Annotated in this window: 21 protein-coding genes; 12 read left to right on the forward strand and 9 right to left on the reverse strand. The window is 46.2% G+C overall.

Features of this window, described 5'->3' with window-relative positions:
• Positions 1 to 505: 505 nt before the first annotated feature.
• A complete protein-coding gene (locus ACEW9O_RS00005) occupies positions 506 to 829 on the reverse strand; it encodes a hypothetical protein (protein WP_373548051.1) in 324 nt (107 codons plus the stop codon).
• Between the two features lie 201 nt (positions 830 to 1,030).
• Here ACEW9O_RS00005 and ACEW9O_RS00010 point away from each other — a divergent pair, with 201 nt between their 5' ends.
• A complete protein-coding gene (locus ACEW9O_RS00010; RefSeq protein WP_373548052.1) occupies positions 1,031 to 1,210 on the forward strand; it encodes a hypothetical protein in 180 nt (59 codons plus the stop codon).
• Positions 1,211 to 1,378: 168 nt separating this feature from the next.
• Positions 1,379 to 1,678 carry a hypothetical protein gene (locus ACEW9O_RS00015; RefSeq protein ID WP_373548053.1) on the forward strand — a complete coding sequence of 100 codons (300 nt, stop codon included), beginning with the start codon at positions 1,379 to 1,381 and terminating at the stop codon, positions 1,676 to 1,678.
• 560 nt (positions 1,679 to 2,238) lie between these two features.
• Here ACEW9O_RS00015 and ACEW9O_RS00020 read toward each other — a convergent pair.
• Positions 2,239 to 4,647, reverse strand: a complete 2,409-nt coding sequence (locus ACEW9O_RS00020; protein WP_373548054.1) for an alkaline phosphatase family protein — start codon at positions 4,645 to 4,647, stop codon at positions 2,239 to 2,241.
• 125 nt (positions 4,648 to 4,772) lie between these two features.
• Here ACEW9O_RS00020 and ACEW9O_RS00025 point away from each other — a divergent pair, with 125 nt between their 5' ends.
• Positions 4,773 to 5,426 carry a VTT domain-containing protein gene (locus tag ACEW9O_RS00025; RefSeq protein ID WP_373548055.1) on the forward strand — a complete coding sequence of 218 codons (654 nt, stop codon included), beginning with the start codon at positions 4,773 to 4,775 and terminating at the stop codon, positions 5,424 to 5,426.
• A 95-nt stretch (positions 5,427 to 5,521) separates the two neighbouring features.
• On the opposite strand, the gene ACEW9O_RS00030 is transcribed toward ACEW9O_RS00025, so the two are convergent.
• Both ACEW9O_RS00030 and ACEW9O_RS00035 read right to left on the reverse strand, forming a co-directional pair.
• On the reverse strand, positions 5,522 to 6,049 hold the full coding sequence (locus ACEW9O_RS00030) for a hypothetical protein (protein ID WP_373548056.1): 528 nt from the start codon (positions 6,047 to 6,049) through the stop codon (positions 5,522 to 5,524).
• Positions 6,050 to 6,174: 125 nt separating this feature from the next.
• Positions 6,175 to 7,020: a TerC family protein gene (locus ACEW9O_RS00035; RefSeq protein WP_373548057.1), complete on the reverse strand. Its 846-nt coding sequence runs from the start codon at positions 7,018 to 7,020 to the stop codon at positions 6,175 to 6,177.
• 103 nt (positions 7,021 to 7,123) lie between these two features.
• Between ACEW9O_RS00035 and ACEW9O_RS00040 the strand changes: the two genes are divergently transcribed.
• Positions 7,124 to 7,615, forward strand: coding sequence for a DUF6495 family protein (locus ACEW9O_RS00040; RefSeq protein ID WP_373548058.1), 492 nt, complete (start codon positions 7,124 to 7,126; stop codon positions 7,613 to 7,615).
• On the opposite strand, the gene ACEW9O_RS00045 is transcribed toward ACEW9O_RS00040, so the two are convergent.
• The 3 genes from ACEW9O_RS00045 to ACEW9O_RS00055 form a co-directional block, all read right to left on the reverse strand.
• Positions 7,601 to 8,305 (reverse strand): glycosyltransferase family 2 protein, encoded by a 705-nt coding sequence (locus tag ACEW9O_RS00045; RefSeq protein ID WP_373548059.1) that lies wholly within the window; start codon positions 8,303 to 8,305, stop codon positions 7,601 to 7,603. The two genes, ACEW9O_RS00040 and ACEW9O_RS00045, sit on opposite strands and share 15 nt — an antisense overlap.
• A gap of 26 nt (positions 8,306 to 8,331) precedes the next feature.
• The gene (gene trmD, locus ACEW9O_RS00050; protein ID WP_373548060.1) at positions 8,332 to 9,012 is read right to left on the reverse strand and encodes a tRNA (guanosine(37)-N1)-methyltransferase TrmD; all 681 of its coding nucleotides are present in this window, start codon (positions 9,010 to 9,012) and stop codon (positions 8,332 to 8,334) included.
• 157 nt (positions 9,013 to 9,169) lie between these two features.
• Positions 9,170 to 9,826 (reverse strand): FKBP-type peptidyl-prolyl cis-trans isomerase, encoded by a 657-nt coding sequence (locus tag ACEW9O_RS00055; RefSeq protein ID WP_373548061.1) that lies wholly within the window; start codon positions 9,824 to 9,826, stop codon positions 9,170 to 9,172.
• A 290-nt stretch (positions 9,827 to 10,116) separates the two neighbouring features.
• Here ACEW9O_RS00055 and ACEW9O_RS00060 point away from each other — a divergent pair, with 290 nt between their 5' ends.
• The 7 genes from ACEW9O_RS00060 to ACEW9O_RS00090 all read left to right on the forward strand — a co-directional run bounded on the left by ACEW9O_RS00060 (position 10,117) and on the right by ACEW9O_RS00090 (position 17,849).
• Entirely contained in the window at positions 10,117 to 10,521 is a 405-nt protein-coding gene (locus ACEW9O_RS00060; RefSeq protein WP_373548062.1) for a hypothetical protein, read from the forward strand.
• Between the two features lie 4 nt (positions 10,522 to 10,525).
• A complete protein-coding gene (locus ACEW9O_RS00065) occupies positions 10,526 to 11,116 on the forward strand; it encodes a TetR/AcrR family transcriptional regulator (protein ID WP_373548063.1) in 591 nt (196 codons plus the stop codon).
• A gap of 9 nt (positions 11,117 to 11,125) precedes the next feature.
• Positions 11,126 to 11,521 carry a hypothetical protein gene (locus ACEW9O_RS00070; protein ID WP_373548064.1) on the forward strand — a complete coding sequence of 132 codons (396 nt, stop codon included), beginning with the start codon at positions 11,126 to 11,128 and terminating at the stop codon, positions 11,519 to 11,521.
• A gap of 12 nt (positions 11,522 to 11,533) precedes the next feature.
• Positions 11,534 to 12,856 (forward strand): TolC family protein, encoded by a 1,323-nt coding sequence (locus ACEW9O_RS00075; RefSeq protein ID WP_373548065.1) that lies wholly within the window; start codon positions 11,534 to 11,536, stop codon positions 12,854 to 12,856.
• A 3-nt stretch (positions 12,857 to 12,859) separates the two neighbouring features.
• On the forward strand, positions 12,860 to 13,708 hold the full coding sequence (locus ACEW9O_RS00080) for an efflux RND transporter periplasmic adaptor subunit (RefSeq protein ID WP_373548066.1): 849 nt from the start codon (positions 12,860 to 12,862) through the stop codon (positions 13,706 to 13,708).
• 6 nt (positions 13,709 to 13,714) lie between these two features.
• Positions 13,715 to 16,807: an efflux RND transporter permease subunit gene (locus ACEW9O_RS00085; RefSeq protein ID WP_373548067.1), complete on the forward strand. Its 3,093-nt coding sequence runs from the start codon at positions 13,715 to 13,717 to the stop codon at positions 16,805 to 16,807.
• Positions 16,808 to 16,949: 142 nt separating this feature from the next.
• On the forward strand, positions 16,950 to 17,849 hold the full coding sequence (locus ACEW9O_RS00090) for a T9SS type A sorting domain-containing protein (protein WP_373548068.1): 900 nt from the start codon (positions 16,950 to 16,952) through the stop codon (positions 17,847 to 17,849).
• Here the strand turns inward: ACEW9O_RS00090 and ACEW9O_RS00095 are convergent.
• Positions 17,830 to 18,420: a UbiX family flavin prenyltransferase gene (locus ACEW9O_RS00095; RefSeq protein WP_373548069.1), complete on the reverse strand. Its 591-nt coding sequence runs from the start codon at positions 18,418 to 18,420 to the stop codon at positions 17,830 to 17,832. The genes ACEW9O_RS00090 and ACEW9O_RS00095 overlap by 20 nt on opposite strands.
• An 86-nt stretch (positions 18,421 to 18,506) precedes the next feature.
• On the opposite strand from ACEW9O_RS00095, the gene ACEW9O_RS00100 reads away from it, so the two are divergent.
• Positions 18,507 to 19,067 carry a thioredoxin family protein gene (locus tag ACEW9O_RS00100; protein ID WP_373548070.1) on the forward strand — a complete coding sequence of 187 codons (561 nt, stop codon included), beginning with the start codon at positions 18,507 to 18,509 and terminating at the stop codon, positions 19,065 to 19,067.
• Positions 19,068 to 19,183: 116 nt separating this feature from the next.
• Here ACEW9O_RS00100 and ACEW9O_RS00105 read toward each other — a convergent pair whose 3' ends face one another.
• Positions 19,184 to 19,831: a uracil-DNA glycosylase family protein gene (locus ACEW9O_RS00105; protein ID WP_373548071.1), complete on the reverse strand. Its 648-nt coding sequence runs from the start codon at positions 19,829 to 19,831 to the stop codon at positions 19,184 to 19,186.
• Between the last annotated feature and the right edge of the window lie 125 nt (positions 19,832 to 19,956).

Below are 19,956 nucleotides of genomic sequence, written 5' to 3' on the forward strand. Positions count from 1 at the left end.
GGGTGCTGAAACCTATGCCCGAATTCAAGGCTTCATTAGTACCTGTCGTAAGCATCAACTCAATGTTTTCAATGAACTTCGTGCTGCTTGCAGCACCCAAATATATGTCGCGCCCTTCGGGCGCTAAATAGTTACAAAAAATGATCTTTTGTTCCTTATTGCTCCCGAATTTCTCCATTCATGAGTTTGGGTAGCAAGGTTTCTCTGTGGGTGATGAGGATGCGGATTGAGGTTTGAACTTGATTCACCTTCAAAAGATGACTCTATCAAATTAAGTACTCTCCCCCCCGTCAACATCCAACTCTGTGTCCTCTGTGTCCTCTTCTTTTTTCCTTTGTGCCAATAAAAATGCCGCTTTGGTAATTTTTGAACCATCTGAGATAAGCATCTGGAGGAATTGTTCAACCGCTACCGCGGTTGCAAACACCTGCCGCGTTCCTTTTCCCCGGACGACCGGGGCTATTCTAAATTGAACCGCTCTGCGGTTAGTTGTATGGCTTAATGTTTACTTCTTCATCATCTCCTTCAACTCCTCAATCCCTTTTAACACCTCCCCCATTTTGTCTTGCAAATCCTGCAGTTCCGTTTTGATCATTTCGATGTAGTCACCACCTGAGGGGTTCTCATTAAAGTCCAGGTTGTATTCATTTTTCAGCAGGGTCAACAAGCGCAGGAAGGTTTTTTGGTTGGTGCCACGCAGCGCCATACTGACCATGGTTTGGGTAACCTCCAGTTTTTGCGCGAGGGTCGTTTGGTCAAGATTCAGGGACTTGAGTGTCTCTTTTACCCGGGTATGAACAGTCAAATCAGCTGGTGCTTTTTTGGGCATTGAAAATATTTTTAGCTAAAAATATTTACTATTAAATACTTTTAGTTATCTTTGTAGCGTCGAGAAAAACTTCTTACGCAATTAACAAAATTCCTCAACAATGACCAAACCAAACTTCATTCCCATTCCTCTGCTTACCCAAAAAACGGCTCAGTGGCGGAACTTTCCCAGCCCATTTTTTGTCCCTCAAAAACCACGCCCATGAGTAAGCCGCACCGTGGCCGGATGCAGGCCCAAGGCAATGGCCTGGAAAAATCGGTATCCTGGAGTCAGGACGAGCCGCTCACCCGTACACAGGCGAAGGGCTTGCTCCAGCGGCTGAAAGGGCCTACTCAGCAAGTCGGAGTTCGCCGAACGCGCCGAACAATTCGAGCAGGCTGAGCGCTACATCGAAGGGGCCGATGGCCTCGACGCCACCAAACGCCGCACCTTCCAAAACCGCAAAACCCGAGATGTACGCGTAGACATTGAGGTGCTGGCCGGAAGGGCCTTTGTGATGGTGCTGTTTTTTGCGATTTTATTCTTTATTTTGAACTAACATCTACAACAATGAACCATACACCGATCAACTGGATCAACACAATTGCCACAATTGCCACTTTTGCCCCGGATTACCACATCATTCAGGAATCCGCCGATGGTAATCCGCTTTTGCGCGTACAGGTAGGCGAGCAACGCATCCGCATCATTCAGGAGCTGGAATCGGATTTCAGCTTTTGGATCGAACGATTTGAAGGGCCGGATGGCTCAAGTGGGGATGAATTGGTGCTGGATGTAGGCCGGAGCGCGGAACAGCAGCGTTTGGCTGGCAATGTGCTGGAAGCGTTTGTGAAACGGCGGCGGGTGTAACCAGAAATATTCAGGCAATCCTGGATGATAAAACCCAGAGGGGTGGTATTATTCTTTCACACGTCGGCTGAAAATGTAAATAATACCACCCCTTCGGGGTTTATCTTGGATAACGACTTTGGCAATCACCAATTTCTATAATCCTGTCACCCCTTCGGGGTTTTTATTTAGAATGTGATTGTGTTCACCTTGCAGGGATCAACACCATCAACAAAATCCGCCACACCGTCATTTAACCCAACGACGAAACAATCCACCAACCGAAGCTCCTGTCAACATCCAACTCTGTGTCCTCCGTGTCCTCACTTTTTTCCCTTTGTGCTAATAAGAATGCCGCTTTGGTAATGTTTCAACCCATTCGAGATAAGCATCTGGAGGGATAGTTCAACCGCCTCCGCGGTTGCAAACACCTGCCGCGTTCCTTTTCCCCGGACGACCGGGGCTATTCTGAATTCAACCGCTCCGCGGTTAGTCGGAAGAAGTTTATTTTGGAATAGTGTCGGCATTCATCATTGGCTATACTCCTGCCTATCACCTCAGCGTTTCCCTTGGAGGCAATCTCACTCCTCCTCCTCCCGCCCCCGAATAAACGCCCCCCTCCGTGGCGCAGGCATCACCGATTTCTCCCCTCTTACCGCCTTCCACACAATTTCACTGAACAACAAATCCGGCACCTGATCCATTTTTTGCAGCGGCAAATTGCGCGAAAGTTGGGATAGTCTGCCCCGACTGGGGTTAAGTTGGTTCAAGGAAATGCGATAAGGTGCTGCGGTATACGCTTGTAGATTCGGCTTTTTATCAAAACAAGCGTACAGTGAAGTAGCCGCCGCATCGTACTGGCTCATCGGTTTGAGGCCGAGAATCAACTCGATGGTACGCACTATACTTGCCGTGGAGTACATCGTACGTTCGTAATGCTGGCGTTTGGTATAGGGGCTGGCGACCAAGGCGATCGAGCGGTGTGCATCCACGTGATCGGGGCCATTCTGGGCGTCATCTTCGATCACAAATACTGCGGCTTCCTTCCAAATGGAGCTACGGGAGATGTGTTCAATGATTTTTCCCAAAGCCCAATCGTTGTCGGCCACCATGGCGGCGGGGGTACGGGCACCGGGCGCTGCACCGGAAGTGTGGTCGCCACCCAAACCAATGATGCTCAGCTTTGGCACTGCATTTTTGCTGAGCAAGGAATCAAAATCCGTTTTCCAGCGCTCGTAGCGCAGCGAATCTTTGGTGTTCAAATCCCAGGCCGGGTATTGTCGGCAAGTATAGGGCCGCAGCGAGGGTGGGATGGCCGGATTGAAGCCATAACCCATCTCTCCGTAATTGCGAAAACTGACCTTGTTGCGCAAACAATGGTCCCAGATAAAGCCCATTTTGGGCACCGCGCTGGGGTTTTGCCCCTCGTAGTCGTAACTGCCGCCTTTGCCTCCGTAATTGGTGGGCCAGGTCTTTTCCAGGTAGTCATTGGCATAGCCCCCCATCGACCAGCTGTGTCCGTCGGCACTTACTTCGGCATTGACGTAAAAATTGTCGAGCAGCACAAACTCATTGGCCAGCTTATGGGCATTGGGCGTCACACTATCAGGAAACAAACAGAGGGCAGGGTCGCCATTGCCGCGTTTGATGTCGCCAAAGACCTGATCGTAAGTGCGGTTTTCGCGCAGGATGTAAAACACGTAGCGGATGGGCGAAGGTTCGCCTACCACCCTCGGGATGGGGTTCCCGGCTTCGCCTGCAGCCTTTTGTTCGATGGCCTTGGTGTAGGGGGTATTTTGGTACACCCAGCGGGAATATTGCTTCAACTGGCTTTCATCGGGCCTATCGATGATGGACAGAGAACCTTTGAACAGTCCGCCAATGTATTCGCCACTTCCGTGACCCTCGTCATTGGGTTGGGGGCCGTGTGGGTTGGCCAGGGAACCAATACTCCCTTTGCCATTGGCTACATAAATTTTATCGCCCTTTACCCGCACTGAGGTAGGATACCAGCCGGTGGGCATAAAACCTTCTACTTCGGTTTCTCCTGCTGCTTCGATGTCAAAAACCACCAGGCAATTGTTGTCGGCATTGGCGACAAATAGGGTTTTGCCATCATCAGAGAGGGCCAGGGAATTGGGCGCGCTACCCGTTGGGGCATCCGGGTACAGGGCGGCGACCAGGGTTTCGGTCACTTGCCGTTTTTGCAGGTCAATCACTTCAACCGTATTGTCGTCGGCACAGGCCACAAACAAACGTTGGCCATCCTTGCTTTGCAGCATTTCAGTTGGGTGTAGGCCAGTAGGGATTTGGGAGCTGATTTTTTGCTGCGCAATGTCGTAAATGGCCAAGGCTTTGCCTCCCCAAAGGGAAATGTAGAGTTCTTTTTTATTTTGAGACAAAAGACAGGCATAGGGTTGTGCACCCAGCTCAATTTGATGGCGCACTTTTTTCTGCTTCAAGTCGAGAACGTACAGTGTTTTCGAATCTTTCCCTAGCGCATAAAGGGTTTGAGCGGGTTCATCCAGGCAAAGCCCTGCCGTCCAGATGGCGGCTTTGGGCCAGGGAGCGCCAAGGGAGATGGAATCTTTGAGTTGTAACTTATCTTTGACAATCTGGTACTGTCGCACGTTGTTGTCATTCCCACCAGAGGCATACAACACATCACCCTTTGCGTTTAAAGCCAGTCCATACCAAGCCTTTGGAACTTCCAGTGTGTGCAACAGCGTATCTTTTTCCAGGTCAAGCCATTGCAAGGAGTGTCCACTTTGGCCATTATTGCTCACCGCTGCTCGTTGGCCATCAGCGCTGAGCAGCACTTGGAGTGGGAGATCACCCAATACCAATTGCTGCCCAACGGGGCTAATGCTCCAGCCATCAGGCAATTCGATGCGGCGAGGGGGCAGGTTATTTTTGTGGCCTGACAAGGCGGTATCCTGACAAGCAAAGGGACTCAATAGGAGCAAAAAGGCGAGATATCTTTTGAACATGACCTGAAATTTGCTGGAAAAGTACAGTTTGGCCTATGAAAATGTAGCCTCTGAACATGAAGTTTTTGTGAATTTTATTCTTTCCTTTGCAGCGCAATTGTTAGACCGCATTAAAATCACACGACATGTTCCTTTTCATCGGCCAATTGATTGATTTTATCCTCCACATCGACGATCACCTCCTGGAAATGGTCAACCAATACGGGAATCTGGTCTACATCATTTTGTTCCTCATTGTTTTTGCCGAAACGGGGTTGGTCGTAACCCCAATCTTGCCCGGAGATAGCCTTTTGTTTGCAGCGGGTGCCTTGGCCGCTAGTGCCCAAAAACTGGACATCACCTTGCTGATCATCCTGTTTTTTGTGGCGGCAGTACTGGGCAATACGGTAAACTATGCGATTGGTCGTTATTTCGGCCCGCGCATCTTCCAGATCAAAAGCCGATGGATCAAAATGGAGTACCTGGAGCGCACCAAGGCTTTTTATGACAAATACGGCGCGATGGCGGTGGTATTGAGCCGTTTTGTGCCCATCATGCGCAGCTTTGTGCCCTTTATTGCCGGAGTGGGGCAGATGAGCTGGGGCAGTTATATGTTTTACACGATCTTTAGCGCCTTTATTTGGGTGGTGCCGATTACCATGTTGGGTTATTGGTTTGGCAATGTGCCCGTGGTGAAGGAGAATTTCAGCTTGGTCGTTTTGGGTGTGATTGGCATCAGCATATTGCCGATAGTTTACCAGGCGCTGAAAGGATACTTTACTAAAAAGAAAGAAGCATAAACAATAAACGTCTGATGATCCCGGATTGTAGAGACGCACGGCCATGCGTCTCTACTGTGCGTTGCCTCGATTTCGTGAAGCACTAATTTAAATAATTATTCAAACAGCTCCACCTTGAAGTCGTCTACAAAAATTTGATTGCGGTTGGCATTGAAGAAAAAACAACGCAAGTCATTTTCAGGGTTGTACAGGTTGCCCGTCAAAGGTAGTTCCAGCGAAACTTCGATCCACTTGTTGACGCCCAACTGACCTGTGATTGGCGCAGATTGAACCTTGAGGGGTGTTACATTGGGATCCCAAACCTGAATTACCATATCAACCGAGGAATTGGCTACTGGCAACAATACAAAGGCCGAAAATTTGACCTTCTTGTATTTTTTAGCAGAAATTTTGTTGAACTTCCGAATGAAGCCCATGCTGTACTCCAAGGTAGAATCAATGGTGTAATAACATTCGCCACTGTGGGCTTTGCCTTTGTCTACTTTTTCGTTGAAGCCATAAAAAGCTTCAAAGTCATTCAAAAAAACGTTTTCATTTTTTGCGCCACCCTTGCCTCCGCAGGAAGACAAGCTAAAAGCTATGGCAAAACCCAAAATAAGGGTCAACAAACTCGATTTGAACATGATTGTAGTGGTTGGTTAGTGAATTTGGGCGCAAAAATAAATAAAAAGAGATGAAAGATGAGAGATGAAAGCGGTAATCCCCTTTTCAACTTTCATCTCTCATCTTTCATCTCTCATCTTTAAATTTAAGGTTTCATCACCCCTTCCTGAATGGCTTCTTCTTGATAACCACGCAATTGGACCGGGTCTTCTTTTTTGCGCAAGCGCATATTCAGCGCCTCTACAAATAGAGAGAAGGCGATGGAGAAATAGAGATAGCCCTTGGGCACAGTGCCTACTTCTGATCCGGCAATGTCCAAGTGCGCCAAGTGTGCACCTTCCGCAATCAGCATAAAACCAATCATGATCAGGAAAGCCAAGCCCAACATTTGGATCGTTGGGTGGCGGTTGACAAAGCTGCCCACTGGCCCGGCAAAAGCCATCATGATCAGGATGGAAATGACTACGGATACAATCATAATGGTCAAATCCTTGGTCAAACCCACCGCGGTCAGAATGGAGTCAAAAGAAAAGACAATGTTGATCAAGGCAATTTGAACGATGACTTTGGGCAAGGAGGCAAAAATTTTGGCCCCCTGATTCATGTCGTCATCCACAGCGTGTGCACCTTCCAACTTGTGGTGGATTTCGCTGGTGGCTTTGTACAACAAAAACAAGCCCCCGGCGATCAGAATCAAACTTTGGCCAGTGAACCCCGCGTGGAAATACGTTCCATGAAAGCTGAGGATGGGATTCTGCATGGCAATCAGATACGATATACCAAACAGCAAGATCACCCGAAAAACCATCGCCAACAACATCCCGATGTTGCGGGCTTTGGCTTGATCAGTGGGGTTCAATTTGTTGGCTGCAATCGAAATGAAAATGATGTTGTCTACCCCCAGTACAATTTCTAAAAAAGTAAGGGTGAGCAGACTGATCCAAACTTGTGGATCGGCAAAATTCGGCATTAAGAGTGTAGTTGATTCCATATTGGTTGTACTGTGTTTTTTTGCAATGTTAGTGAAATTCAAACAGCTTCTTTGGGTGCAATTGAAATTTTACAGACTTTTGCTCCGCAAAAATTTTTCTACCATGAAGTATCGCCGCTTTACAAGCCAGGAATTACAAGGTCTCGAACCCGATTTTGTGCGTTTTTTAGCGCTCAATGGCATTCCCGGCTCGGATTGGGTTCAACTAAAGGCCGATCAATCGCCAAAAGTAGACGAATTGATCGAACAATTCAGCGATGCCCTCTTTGAACGTACACTTCAAGAACTGGCATTTCTTGAATTTCACAGCCCCAAAGATATTAAGACCTTTCATTGCCAAAAGGAAAAAATCGTTTTAGTGGGATTGACACTCGACGGAGCAAGCGAATCTGACGTTTTTACGGCGGAAAATACGGCTGAAATTTTGCAAAAAATTCAAAGTGGAGTGATCACAGCCAAGGTCTATACGGCTGAAAAGGCGTATCAAAATGGAGATCGGGAAGCCGAATTGTTCCGAATGATTGAAAACGGAGCACGCATTTCCAAAGATGGGCAATTGTACAAAGCTTTGGCGGCTAGTCTAGCGCATGAATAAAACCTTCAAAAAATTGCCAAATTCCCGGCGCAAAATGGCCAATCCAACGGGTGCAAAAACGACATGGGGCTTTAAATTGACCACCATCGGCTGCAAGTCAATGTCTTTGTGCTGGGAAGCCAATTTGATCAGTTCCAAATCAAATAAATATCGGTCAATTTGGGTTGACTTTAATACCGTCAAGCCTTTTTGAGAAAACCCCTTTAATCCCCCCTGCGAGTCCGTGATTTTCACCCGCAACAAGGTTCGAATCATCAACTTGAGCATTTTGGAAATAAAAGCCCGCCACATTGGGACGTTTTGGTAATAATTGCCTGCCCGCACGCCCACCACAATGTCTGTTTTGGCTTGATGCAGCTGCTGTACCATGGCGATCAAATCTTCTTCCAAATAGGGAAAGTCAATATCGGTAAACAAAACATAAGGGGCATCAGCGACCTCAGCGCCCATGCGAATGGCATAGCCCTTGCCTCGGTTTGGGGTATACTGGATGGGGTGAAACTGCGGCAATGCATGGCCCAGTTTTTCGAAATCTTGCTCATCCACATTGCGTACACTTCCGTCATTGACCAAAATGATGCGGATTTGAAATTGAGGTGCCAATTCCAGGATGTGCTGATAAGATTGGATGATGTTGTTTGACCAGCCGGGGATCGGATTGTAACAAGGAAGGATGATGTCAATTTTCATGTGGCTGGATGCTGCTGGTGTTGGGGCTATTTTTCTTCCAATAAATCAGGACGACGCTCCTGCGTTCGGCGCAAAGCCTCGTCGTAACGCCAATCGTCGATGGCTTTGAAGTTGCCGGAAAGCAGGACTTCGGGTACGCCCCAGCCCCTGAATTCGGCGGGGCGGGTATAGACAGGTGGGGCCAACAAGTCGTCCTGGAAAGAGTCGAACAGTGCCGAAGTTTCATCATTGAGCACCCCCGGGATCAAACGCCCAATGGCATCAACCACCAGGGCCGCAGGCAACTCACCACCCGAAAGTACAAAATCACCAATGGAAATCTCCATCGTGATGAAATGCTCGCGGATGCGTTCGTCAATGCCCTTATAATGGCCGCACAGGATGATGAGGTTTTCCTTCATCGACAGGCGGTTGGCCGTTTTTTGATCAAAACGTTGGCCATCGGGGGTCATGAAGATCACCTCGTCGTACCTGCGTTCGGCCTGGAGCTTTTCGATACAAACCACAATGGGCTCCAACATCATGACCATGCCTGCTCCACCCCCAAACTGATAGTCGTCTACCTGGCGGTGTTGGCCGAGGCCGTATTCCCGCAGGTTGTGGACTTCAACTTGTAGCAATCCCTTGTCCCGCGCTCTTTTCATGATCGAGTGGGCGAAGGGGCTGTCGAGGAGGTCGGGTTGAACGGTGATGATGTCGATGCGCATAATAGAGATGAAAGATGAGAGTTGAAAGAGGAAAGATGAGAGTTGAGAGATGAAAGATGCTACCGCAGCCTTTTTGACGATGACCTTGTCTAAGTCTCTGCGGTAGCATCTTTCATCTCTTATCTTTCATCTCTCCTCTTTCATCTCTCATCTTTATTTAATTGATTTTCAACAATTCAACTTCGAAGATCAAAGTTGCAAACGGGCCAATGTCGCCGCCTGCTCCACGTTCGCCGTAACCCAGGTTGTAAGGAATGAAAAACTTGTATTTTGACCCCAGTGGCATCAATTGCAAGCCTTCTACCCAGCCCTGGATCACTTGGGTAACGCCAAAGGTAGCCGGTTGGCCGCGGTTCACCGAGCTATCGAAGATGCTGCCATCCAAAAGCGTACCGTGGTAATGTACGGTGACTTTATCGGCGGCAGTAGGTTTGGCCCCCGTGCCTGGTTTCATCACTTCGTATTGCAGGCCGCTGGCAGTTGTAACCACTCCAGGACGTAGTTTGTTTTCTTCCAAAAACTTCTTGCCCGCAGCAACATTGCCTTCAAACTTTTTGGCTTGCTGAGCCTGAATGTATTCAGATACCGACTCATTGCACTTGGCCAGATCTACACTGGCGCCCGCAAGGGCATCGGCCACACCTTTGGCCAATTGGGCAGGGTTTACGTCGCCCAAACCCTGCTGCTTGAGGTTTTGGGCAATCAAGATACCCAGGTTGTAACTAACAGAATCCATTTTACTCATTTGATTTTGAGCCCAAAGGCCGCTGATGAACAAGGAAAATACGATGCTAAGAATCGTGATCTTTTTCATGTTTTTTGGTTGATTGATTGAAGCTGGGAAAAAGAACGCACAAAGGTAAAAAATATTGATTAATGTGCGGATTTACGGATTGGGGATTGGAATAAACCTGTTTGTTCTCTGTTTATTTCAAGCATCAAACCACTGTATTGCAAGTGTGTTGCGGTCCTTTTTCTGCTGATCCTTTTTTATTGGATGTTTAAACAAAAGGAAATCCTTCTTCTAAATAAGAGCAAAACTTTTTTTGGTCTTTGTTGTTTGAGAGTTAGTGAATGTTCACTAACTTTTGTTAACTTTGCAAAATGAACGGTAAAAACAACATTGCAATCGGCTTCCTCACCATGGGTTTTTTCATGGCTTACGGGTTTCTGCTGATTTATCTTCGCGACTTTGCCCCTGACAAAGAGGCTTGGGTGAACAGTTATTCCATCGGCAAGCACTTCGAATCCCGCTTGGCGCATGTGCATGGCAACTTGTTTGCTTTTCTAAACATCCTAATTGGCTACCTGCTGCTGCACTTTCAGTCGCAATTGTCCAATGTCAAAGTCATTTCGTGGTTGGCACTCACGGGGCTTTTGATGCCGATTGGCATTCTGTCAGAAGTTTATTTTGGCTTGCCGCCCGCACTTGTCCTCATTGGTGCCATGGCCATGACGGCTTCGGTAATTTGGCTGGGTTTTTCTTTTTTACGCATCAAAACACCATAACTAAATGGCAGCAACATCGATCTCCAGCAGGCAATTTGAAATCATTGAAGCAGCGGGCAGAATTTTGTCCACTTCAGGTGTCAATGGCTTGACCATCAAAAATCTGGCACAAGAAATGAAATTCTCGGAAAGTGCGATTTATCGTCATTTTGCCAGCAAAGAGGAAATTGTGGTAGCCATGTTGGAATATTTGGCTGAGAACATGGACGAAAGGTTGCAAAAAGTAGCTCCTGCACACAACAAACCTGCGGAGAAGTTGGAAGCCATTTTCCTTGACCAGATCGCTTTTTTTTCCAAAAACCCACATTTCGTGGTTGCTGTTTTTTCGGATGGTCTCATGGAAGTAAGCCAAAAAATCAATGCAGCTATTCTTCACATCATGCAAGTAAAAATGAAACATTTGATGCCCGTCATCGTGGAGGGGCAACAACAAGGACTTTTCACTAATGCCATCACGACCGAAGAATTGACGCACATCGTCATGGGTAGTTTTCGCTTGCAAATGTTCAAATGGCGCATCGCCAATTTCCAGTTTGATCTTCATCGGCAAGGGACAAGCATGCTACAGGCCATTTTAACCCTCATCAAAAATTAAATTTCAGCCATGAAAAAAATAATCTTTTTTGCAGCCCTGCTGCTGCTCACGGCGAGTTGCGCCACGAAAAAAAATGCCGTAATCGGTAATTTTCAACATTTAAATACTCGAAACATGTCTAACATCAGTTCCATACACGAAGTCACCAAAGCCGTCTCCGCAAAACCACTTTTCAAAGGACAAGAAGGCGTGGTCAATGCTTTGCAAATCCAAAAGGACGGGCTACTCGACAAGCACGTCACCAAAGTTCCTGCGATCCTGATCTGCGTGGCGGGTGAAGTAGTTTTTGAAAACGAAAAAGGCTTCAAACAGACCCTCTCCAATGGTGATTACATCAACATCGAACCGATGGTGACACATTGGGTCAAGGGTTTACAAGACAGCCAACTCTTGCTCATCAAGTAAAAAATTTGCTCCATGAAGTTAGTGAATATTCACATACTTGTGGTTGTTTTGGGGATTTTGTTGATTGGGCAAAGCCGCAATGTCTTGCATGCACAAACCCAGACTTTGCCGCAATGCATTGCTAATGCTTTGTCCAACAACAAAAACCTGCAAGTTGTAAGGAACAACCTCAACCTCAATCAACTCAGACAACAAGAGGCAAAGTCGAATTTGCTGCCCAAGGCAACAGTACTGGCTGATTATAAGTTTTTCACGAACTTACCTTACCAACTCTTGCCCTTGTCTGTATTCAATGGCCCGGAGGGACAGTATAAAGAAGCACAATTCGGTGTACCGCACAATCTTGTCACAAATATTCAGTTGGTCCTGCCACTTTACAACCCCCAAATCAAAGCGGGTGTAAAGGGTGCGGAGATTGCGGCTGACATGGGCACTTTGCAAGTTGAAAAAAGCGAGGAACAAGTCATTTTCGAGGTAACAAACCTGTATTACAATGCCCAGATTTTACAGCACCAGCGGTTGTTCGTGGACAGCAACTTGATTAATGTCGACCGCCTGCTTGCTACGATTCGATTGTTGCGCACACAAGGGTTGGCAAAGGGTACGGACACTGTAAAAGTCGAACTGCAACAGGCTCAATTGCAAGCACAGCGCTTGCAATTGGACGGAAAGTTGGCACAGGTGCTCAATAGTTTAAAGTTTTTCATGGGGCAAAATTTGGATGCACCACTATCTATTTCAACCGATGTTGAACCGATGGACAAGCTCGACTACCCGGTTTCTGCATCAGTGGATGCCCGCATGATGCAGGTTCAAAACCGCATTTTAGCCAATGAATTGGACTTTCTGAAAAAATCAAAATTGCCAACCGTTTCATTAGTTGCAAGTTATGGCCTGGCGGGGTTTGGATACAGCAATCAGCCAGATCCCTTTTTCAAAATATTTCCTACTGGCTTCATTGGTGCCCAAACCACTTATCCGATCTGGAACAGGACGACTCGCTTTAAGCTCGCTCAAAAACAGGTGGAAATCACCAGCAATCGCTTGCAACTTGAACAAATACAAGCGCAAAACGACCTACAAGTGGCGAACCTTATTTTGCAGAGAAATACAGCACAAGCCAATATTCCAACCGCACGACAACAAATAGCGTTGGCCAACTCGGTCTATCGACAAACGCTTGTCCAACAACAGCAAGGTACGGCTAACATTACGGATACTCTGATGGCAGACAATGACTTGAGAGCGGAACAAAACCAGTATCTCAATACCCTTGTCGAATACCTGAAAGCTGATTTGGAATTGAAAAAAGCGTCCAGCTCACTCAAAAATTAAACCATGAACAAGATATTGTCCTACTTGGTGCCCATTGTCATTTTGATGGCCATTTTTGGTGGCATTGCCTTTCAGTTGAGAAAAAATAAAGTCGTTGTCGAGGAGCGGGTCTTTCATTATGACCCTACCGAAGCACCTGCTTTAACCCGTGAAGATTCTTCGGCAGCACCACAACCTGCAATAGACAAACTCCTGTTTACGGGTACTTTTGAACCCTACCGAGAGACAAAAATTAGTGCCGAAACACCCGGCAAAATCAATCAAATCACGGTAGATGCGGGCAGCGTAGTGTCCAAAGGCCAAACCTTGGTGCGGCTGGATGACGCGCTTTTGCAGTTGCAGTTGCAGTCGGTAGACGTACAAATCGAGGGCTTGACTGCGGATGTGAATCGCTATACCATTTTGACGAAGGCCGAAGCGGTGCAAGGCATTCAATTGGAGAAAGCCCAATTGGGACTAAAATCTGCTCAGGTGCAACGGGCTAGTATTCAGGAGCAAATCCGTAAAACCACGATCAGAGCACCTTTTAACGGAATCGTTTATGGCAAATTAAATGAAATAGGGGGCTTTGCAGCACCTGGTGTTCCATTGTTGCACATCCTTGACATTGGCCAAATGAGATTCACAATCAATGTGCCCGAAAGTGATTTGAAATATTTCAAAACTGGACAAATCCATGGTATAGTAGCGGACGCTTTTCCCAACCAAAAACTCAGTGGTAAAGTAACCTTGATTGCCAGTAAAGCCAATATGGGCAGTAGTTTCCCGGTGCAGTTCACCGTAAATAACTTTTCAAATCATGCGCTGCGAGCCGGGATGTTTGGGAAGATTGAATTATCCAATAAAAACTAATCGGGTATGAATATCACGGAAATTTCCATCAATCGCCCTTCGCTGATTATCGTATTGTTCAGCGTATTTGCGCTACTTGGAATCATTGGTTATAGAAACCTCAGTTACGAGTTGATGCCCGATTTTAACCAGCCAGTTATCGTTATCCGCACGGGCTATCCAGGAGCTACGCCTGACGAAGTAGAAACATCCGTCTCCCAAAAAATTGAGGATGCTTTGTCCAATTTGGAAGGCGTGGATTATCTGGTCACCAAGTCCCTGCCCAACGCCTCAGTCATCATTGCGAACCTGAATTACGGCACAGACCTCGATCAGGCCATGCAGGATGCCCAACGCTATATCGAAAATATTCGGAAGGATTTACCTGCTGATATACTAAATCCGGTAATGAGTAAAGTTTCGCCTAATGATTTACCAATAATGGCCGTTAGTGCGACGAGCAGCTTACCCGCAGCAGTTTTTTATCAAAAAATGAAAGATGAGTATTTGCCACAAATCCAGCAATTAAAAGGCGTAGCGGAAATCACATTATTGGGTGGCGAGGAACGGGAAATACAGGTAAAAATCGATCAGGAGAAACTCAAATACTATCGAATTTCGCTACTGCAAGTGGTTGAAGCCATCAACCGAGCCGGTTTGGATTTGCCTGCCGGAAATGTACAAACTGCTACCGAAACCAATTCGGTGCGCCTGGTCGGCAATTTCAACACTCTTGAGCAGCTGCGCAACGTACAAATTGCCATGCCATTGCCCAACAGCCCAGTTTACCTCAAAGACATGGCTGAAGTGGTGGATGGGATTCGACAAGTGACTTCGGTGAGCCGCTTCAACGGCAAAAACGGCATTGGACTTTTGCTCAAAAAACAAGGGGATGCCAATGCAGTGAATGTTTCTAAGGCGGTGCGTAGCGCATTTGAAAAAATTGAAAAACAAAATACCCAACAACAAGTACAATTCGTGATTGCGGATGACAGTACCGACAACACCATCGCCGCCGTGGATAGTGTGGTGGTAGATTTGATTCTGGCGGTTATCCTCGTGTCAATGGTGATGCTCCTGTTCTTGCGCAGTTTAAGAAATTCGCTGATTGTTATTGTGGCGATACCAACTTCCTTGATTACTGCATTTGCAGTCATGTGGATATTCAATTATACCCTCAACCTGATGACCCTCCTGGCCATGTCGCTGATTGTCGGCATCCTTGTGGACGATGCGGTAGTAGTTTTGGAAAATATCCAACGACATTTGGATATGGGCAAGGAAAAGCGAAAAGCTGCACTTGACGGGCGTATGGAAATCGGCTTTTCAGCATTGTCCATAACCCTGGTGGACGTGGTCGTATTTTTACCGATTTTGTTTTTGCAGGTTTTTGTAGCGGATATGTTGAAGCAATTTTCGGTGGTGGTGATCACTTCCACCCTGACCAGTTTGCTGGTTGGCTTTACACTTACGCCCTGGATGGCCTCCCGCATCGGCAAAAAAGAGGAGTTGCAACCAACCAATCTTTTCAACCGCTTTTTGATTGGTTTTGAAAAAATATTGGATCGTTTTATCGAGGGGTATGGTAAACAGTTGAATTGGGTGTTGAATCATAAACTCATTTTTACGGGTATCGTTCTACTGCTTTTTGTGATGACCTTGGGCATCATGAGACAAGGCATCATTGGGAAAGAACTGATTTCCACCGGAGACCAGGGGAAGTTCCGCTTTGCCCTGGAATTTGATAAAAATACCTCTATTCAGTACAACAATGCCATTTCAGGGAAAATTGAAAATCATATTTTGGCACAAGGGGAAGTGAAAACCCTGTTCAGCAATGTGGGCGGACCGAGTACGGGTATCGGTAGTTTGGGCGTAGGCTCACCCTATAAAACGGAATTTACCGTGCAGCTGAGAGACAAAAAAGAAATTCACAATTTACGGACAGAAGACTTCATGCTGCGTATTCGGCGGGAATTGCAAAAACAATATCCCAACATCCGGTTTTCCATGGCGGCATTGGGCCTGGTACCCCGTTCTGCACCAATAGAAATGACCTTGAGTGGGGGGGATTTGGCGAAAGTTATGGCCACAGGCAAAAAGCTCAAAGATGTAGTGCAGCAGATTCCGGGTGCCGACAACGTGCAATTGTCCATCGAGGATGGTAGTCCAGAATACCAGGTTTTGCCCGACAGAGACAGGATGCAACGGCTTGGCTTGAACACCGCTTACACAGGACAAAACCTCCGCATCGCTTTTACCGGAAATGACGACGCCAGTCTCACGGAAAACGGCACGGAGTACCCAATACGGATATGGTTGGCTGATTTTGACCGCCGCAATTATGAGGATGTCAGCCGACTGAACATACTTAGTCCTGCGGGGCTACCCTTGCAAGTGGCACAATTCGCCCAGGTTGTTAAAGGCCAAACCCCCTCGCTGTTGGAACGCAAAGACCGTCAACCAGCAATCACCCTCACCGCCGACGCTTTAGGCCGGCCTTCAGGTACTGTAGCCGACGAAGTGGTCGCCTATTTAAAGAAAAACCCTTTGCCCGAAGGCATGAGTCTGACCTGGGGCAGCGATATTAAACGACAGAACGATAGTTTTGGCGCTTTGGGCAGTGTCTTAGCGATTTCGTTTTTGCTGATTTACCTGATTATGGTGGCTTTGTACGATAGTTTTGTGTATCCCTTTGTCGCTTTATTTTCGATACCGGTGGCAGCGATTGGGGCATTCTTGGCACTGAATTTGTCTTTAAGTAATTTAAGCTTGTTCGCCCTGTTGGGTCTGATTATGCTCATGGGCTTAGTGACGAAAAATGCCATATTAATCGTGGATTTTACCAACCAACTCAAATCAAAAGGCTTGCATTATCGGGAGGCATTGATTCAAGCAGGTAAGGAAAGGATGCGCCCAATTTTAATAACGACGCTCTCTATGGCAATCGGTATGCTGCCCATTGCTATGGCCAGCGGTACCGCCAGCGAATGGAAAAACGGGCTGGCTTGGGTCATTATCGGTGGGCTACTTTCTTCATTGATATTGACAGTTTATCTGGTACCAATGGTGTATTATTTGGTTGATAGAAGCCGTGAAAGATTTTTGGGGAAAAGATGAAGATGGGAGAGAAACATGGGGAGAGGACTCTCCAATTGCTCTAACAATGATTGTCGGGCAAAAGCCGAAATGGTAAATCTTTCAGCCAACATTTGGCGTTTGCTTTAATTTTACAACATATTCCACCCGAAAATTATTGCCCATGAAATCCCTACAATTTTACCTTTACTTTCTGTTGTTCTTACCTACGGTTTTATTATCCCAAAAGATGATTAGTGTTGATAACCGCTGGAATTTTTACAATCCAGGAGACTTTAGTGGATATGGGCGAGGAATTTATGCCAGTTTTTTCAAAGATTCAGTAGAAATTGATGGCAAATACTACTATCAAGCTTATAGCACAACTGATTCTACTTTTCAGGATGCTACTGCTACACAAAATTTTTATCGAGAAGAAAATGGAATAGTTTATCAAAGAGATGAAAGGCTCAAATCTGAAGAAATAATTTACAATTTCAATTTAAAAACTGGAGATTCAATTATTTATCTACTTGGCACCTTCCAACAAATCGTAAAAGTTTTGGCCGTTGATAGCATTCAATTGTTAGGTAAGACAAAACGTAAACGTTTGACCCTATACAATCCAATATACGCTATAAAGGAAAGTAATTTCCGTTATTGGATTGAGGGGATTGGCGGGCTAGTTCAAACCTTTAATCCAAGTTTAATGTATGCTTCAGACGGAACCAGCAGCCTATCTTGTTTTTTCCACAAAGGCGATTACACTTATGGTTACTATAAAAATAAATGTCCAGATAAATTGGGGAGGATCATCATTGATAACACCAAAGAAATCAAACCACTACAAGGCGTACAACTCCTCCAAAACCTCGGCGACGGAAACCTCTCCTTCCGGCTGGAAAACCCTGGTCATTACCAATGTAAAGTATACAATTCTCTAGGCAGTCTTTTACAAACTCAAATTGCCCAGCAAGGCGACAACTTTATATCGGCAACCAATTTGCCCAAAGGCATTTACTTCCTCCAAATTTACGACCTCGAAAACCAGCGCCAACAATCCTTTAAACTTTTGAATCACTAAGCCCCTCACTCCACCGATAAGTCGGCGGATCAAAACCTGCCAAATCCAGCACCCGATCCACCACCGTCAGCGCCAATTCTTCAATCGTAGCCGGCTTTGAATAAAACGAAGGTGTAGCTGGGCAAATGATGCCTCCCGCTTCTGTCACGGCCTTCATGTTGTTGATGTGAATCAGGCTGTACGGGGTTTCGCGCAAGACCAGAATGAGTTTGCGGCGCTCTTTCAGGATTACATCCGCCGCACGGGTGCTCAAATCGCTAGATACCCCCGTAGCGATCCGCCCCAATAAACCCATTGAACAGGGGCAAACGATCATGGTACCATAACGCGCCGATCCCGAGGCAAAAGGGGCCATGAAGTCACTTTTATCGTAAAAATCAAAGGGGTATTGCTCGTAGTCCCGATTACCCAACTCGTATTCCCAGTTGAATTTGGCATTGCCGCTCATCACCACTCCTACCTTGGCCCATTGCTCGGGCATTTGTAGGAGGCGATCCATCAGCAATTTGGCGTAAATCGCTCCGCTGGAACCACCAATTGCCAAGACTATTTTTTGTACATTTGTAGTCATCCGGACGTAGTCATTTGAAAATGTAGGTCAATCCAACTTTTGAAGGATTTATCTCGTTATGTTGGTAACGCTAAAATGATTAAAACATGAAAAAAGTTTTGTTTGGGGTGTTTTCAGTGGTTGGTGTAGCGCTGGCCATGTATACTTTTTCACCCATTAAAAAAGGCGACCAGGCGCCCCAATCGGCTGATAAGGCTGTGACCATCAAATGGATGAGCTGGCAAGAGGCGGTAGAGGCCAACAAAAAAGAAAAAAAGAAAATTTTCATCGACTGTTATACCGATTGGTGTGGTTGGTGCAAAAAAATGGACGCTTCTACCTTTACCGACCCCAAGGTTGCGGAGTTGATGAACAAACATTTTTATGCCGTCAAGTTCGATGCGGAGCAGAAAGAAAACATCGTTTTTGACAACCATACTTTCAAATACATTGCCAGTGGGTCAAGAGGGGTACATGAGCTGGCTTATGCGCTGCTGGATGGACAACTGGGCTATCCCGCCTTTGTTTACTTGGATGAAAAATTCCAAAGGGTGACCATTTCTCCGGGTTACAAAACGCCAGAACAAATTATGCCTGAAATGAAGTTTGTCGGGGAAGGCCATTACAATGGCAAAACCTATGAGCAATATGTGAAGGGCGCGAAGTAATTAACATGCCTTAGTAGTGGGGCAAAAATAAGTGTTCATTTTCTTTAGGCCAAAGGATTAGCTAAGACACTTGAAATGAACCATTTTCTTATCTAATCCTTTGGCAAAATGAACACTTATTTTTTTGTAGCCCCTTGGCGATCACAAAGTGACGCCAAATAGCTTTGCACGTATAAATCTACAGACTTACGTTTGTACTGCATGATGAAACGGGGGTGCGCCAGGGGAACAATTTCCTGAAAATAGCCCCGTTGTGCATTGAGCTTTTGCAAAAAAGCATAATTTTGCCCTTCGCCCAGGCAAAAACATTTGTCCCGTCGCATTTGACAGCGTTCAATCATGGCTTCCAAATGGTATTCAATAAAAGGAGTGGCAGCTTTTTGCAGGGGTTTTTCGTCATAGTAATTGTAGTTCTTGCCATTTTTGACAAAACCAAAGGGGCAAACGGAAGTGACGAAGAAGTGGTCGTAAAAAAGTTTAGGACCACCGTACGCATGAATAACCTGGTACACAAAATAGGCAGAGAGTTCTGCTTTTTTGGGGAAAGAGCTGGAAATGCCCAATTCTTTCTCCAAATGCAATGGATCCGTAAACGCAACATTGGTGATGCCCCCGCCAAACCTGCCTGGGTTGATGCCCATAATCAGGTGGCGAGGCTCAGTATCCGCGTAGAATTTTTCTAAAAAAATTTGAAAAACAGCTACGGATTCCTGAATTTCACCCAATGGATTCAACCATTCTACCCCTGCCGGCAACTCAGGCATGTGATCTGCTAGATTGGAAAAATGGGTAGAAATGCACTTTGCAAGATTCATTGCGGTATATTTGCGGTTTATTCAGTGCTTTTTGTCCAAAAAGTGCGGGAATAAATGGTAAATTTACGTACTTC

The sequence above is a fragment of the Haliscomenobacter sp. genome (genome assembly GCF_041740695.1).
Taxonomy (GTDB): domain Bacteria; phylum Bacteroidota; class Bacteroidia; order Chitinophagales; family Saprospiraceae; genus Haliscomenobacter.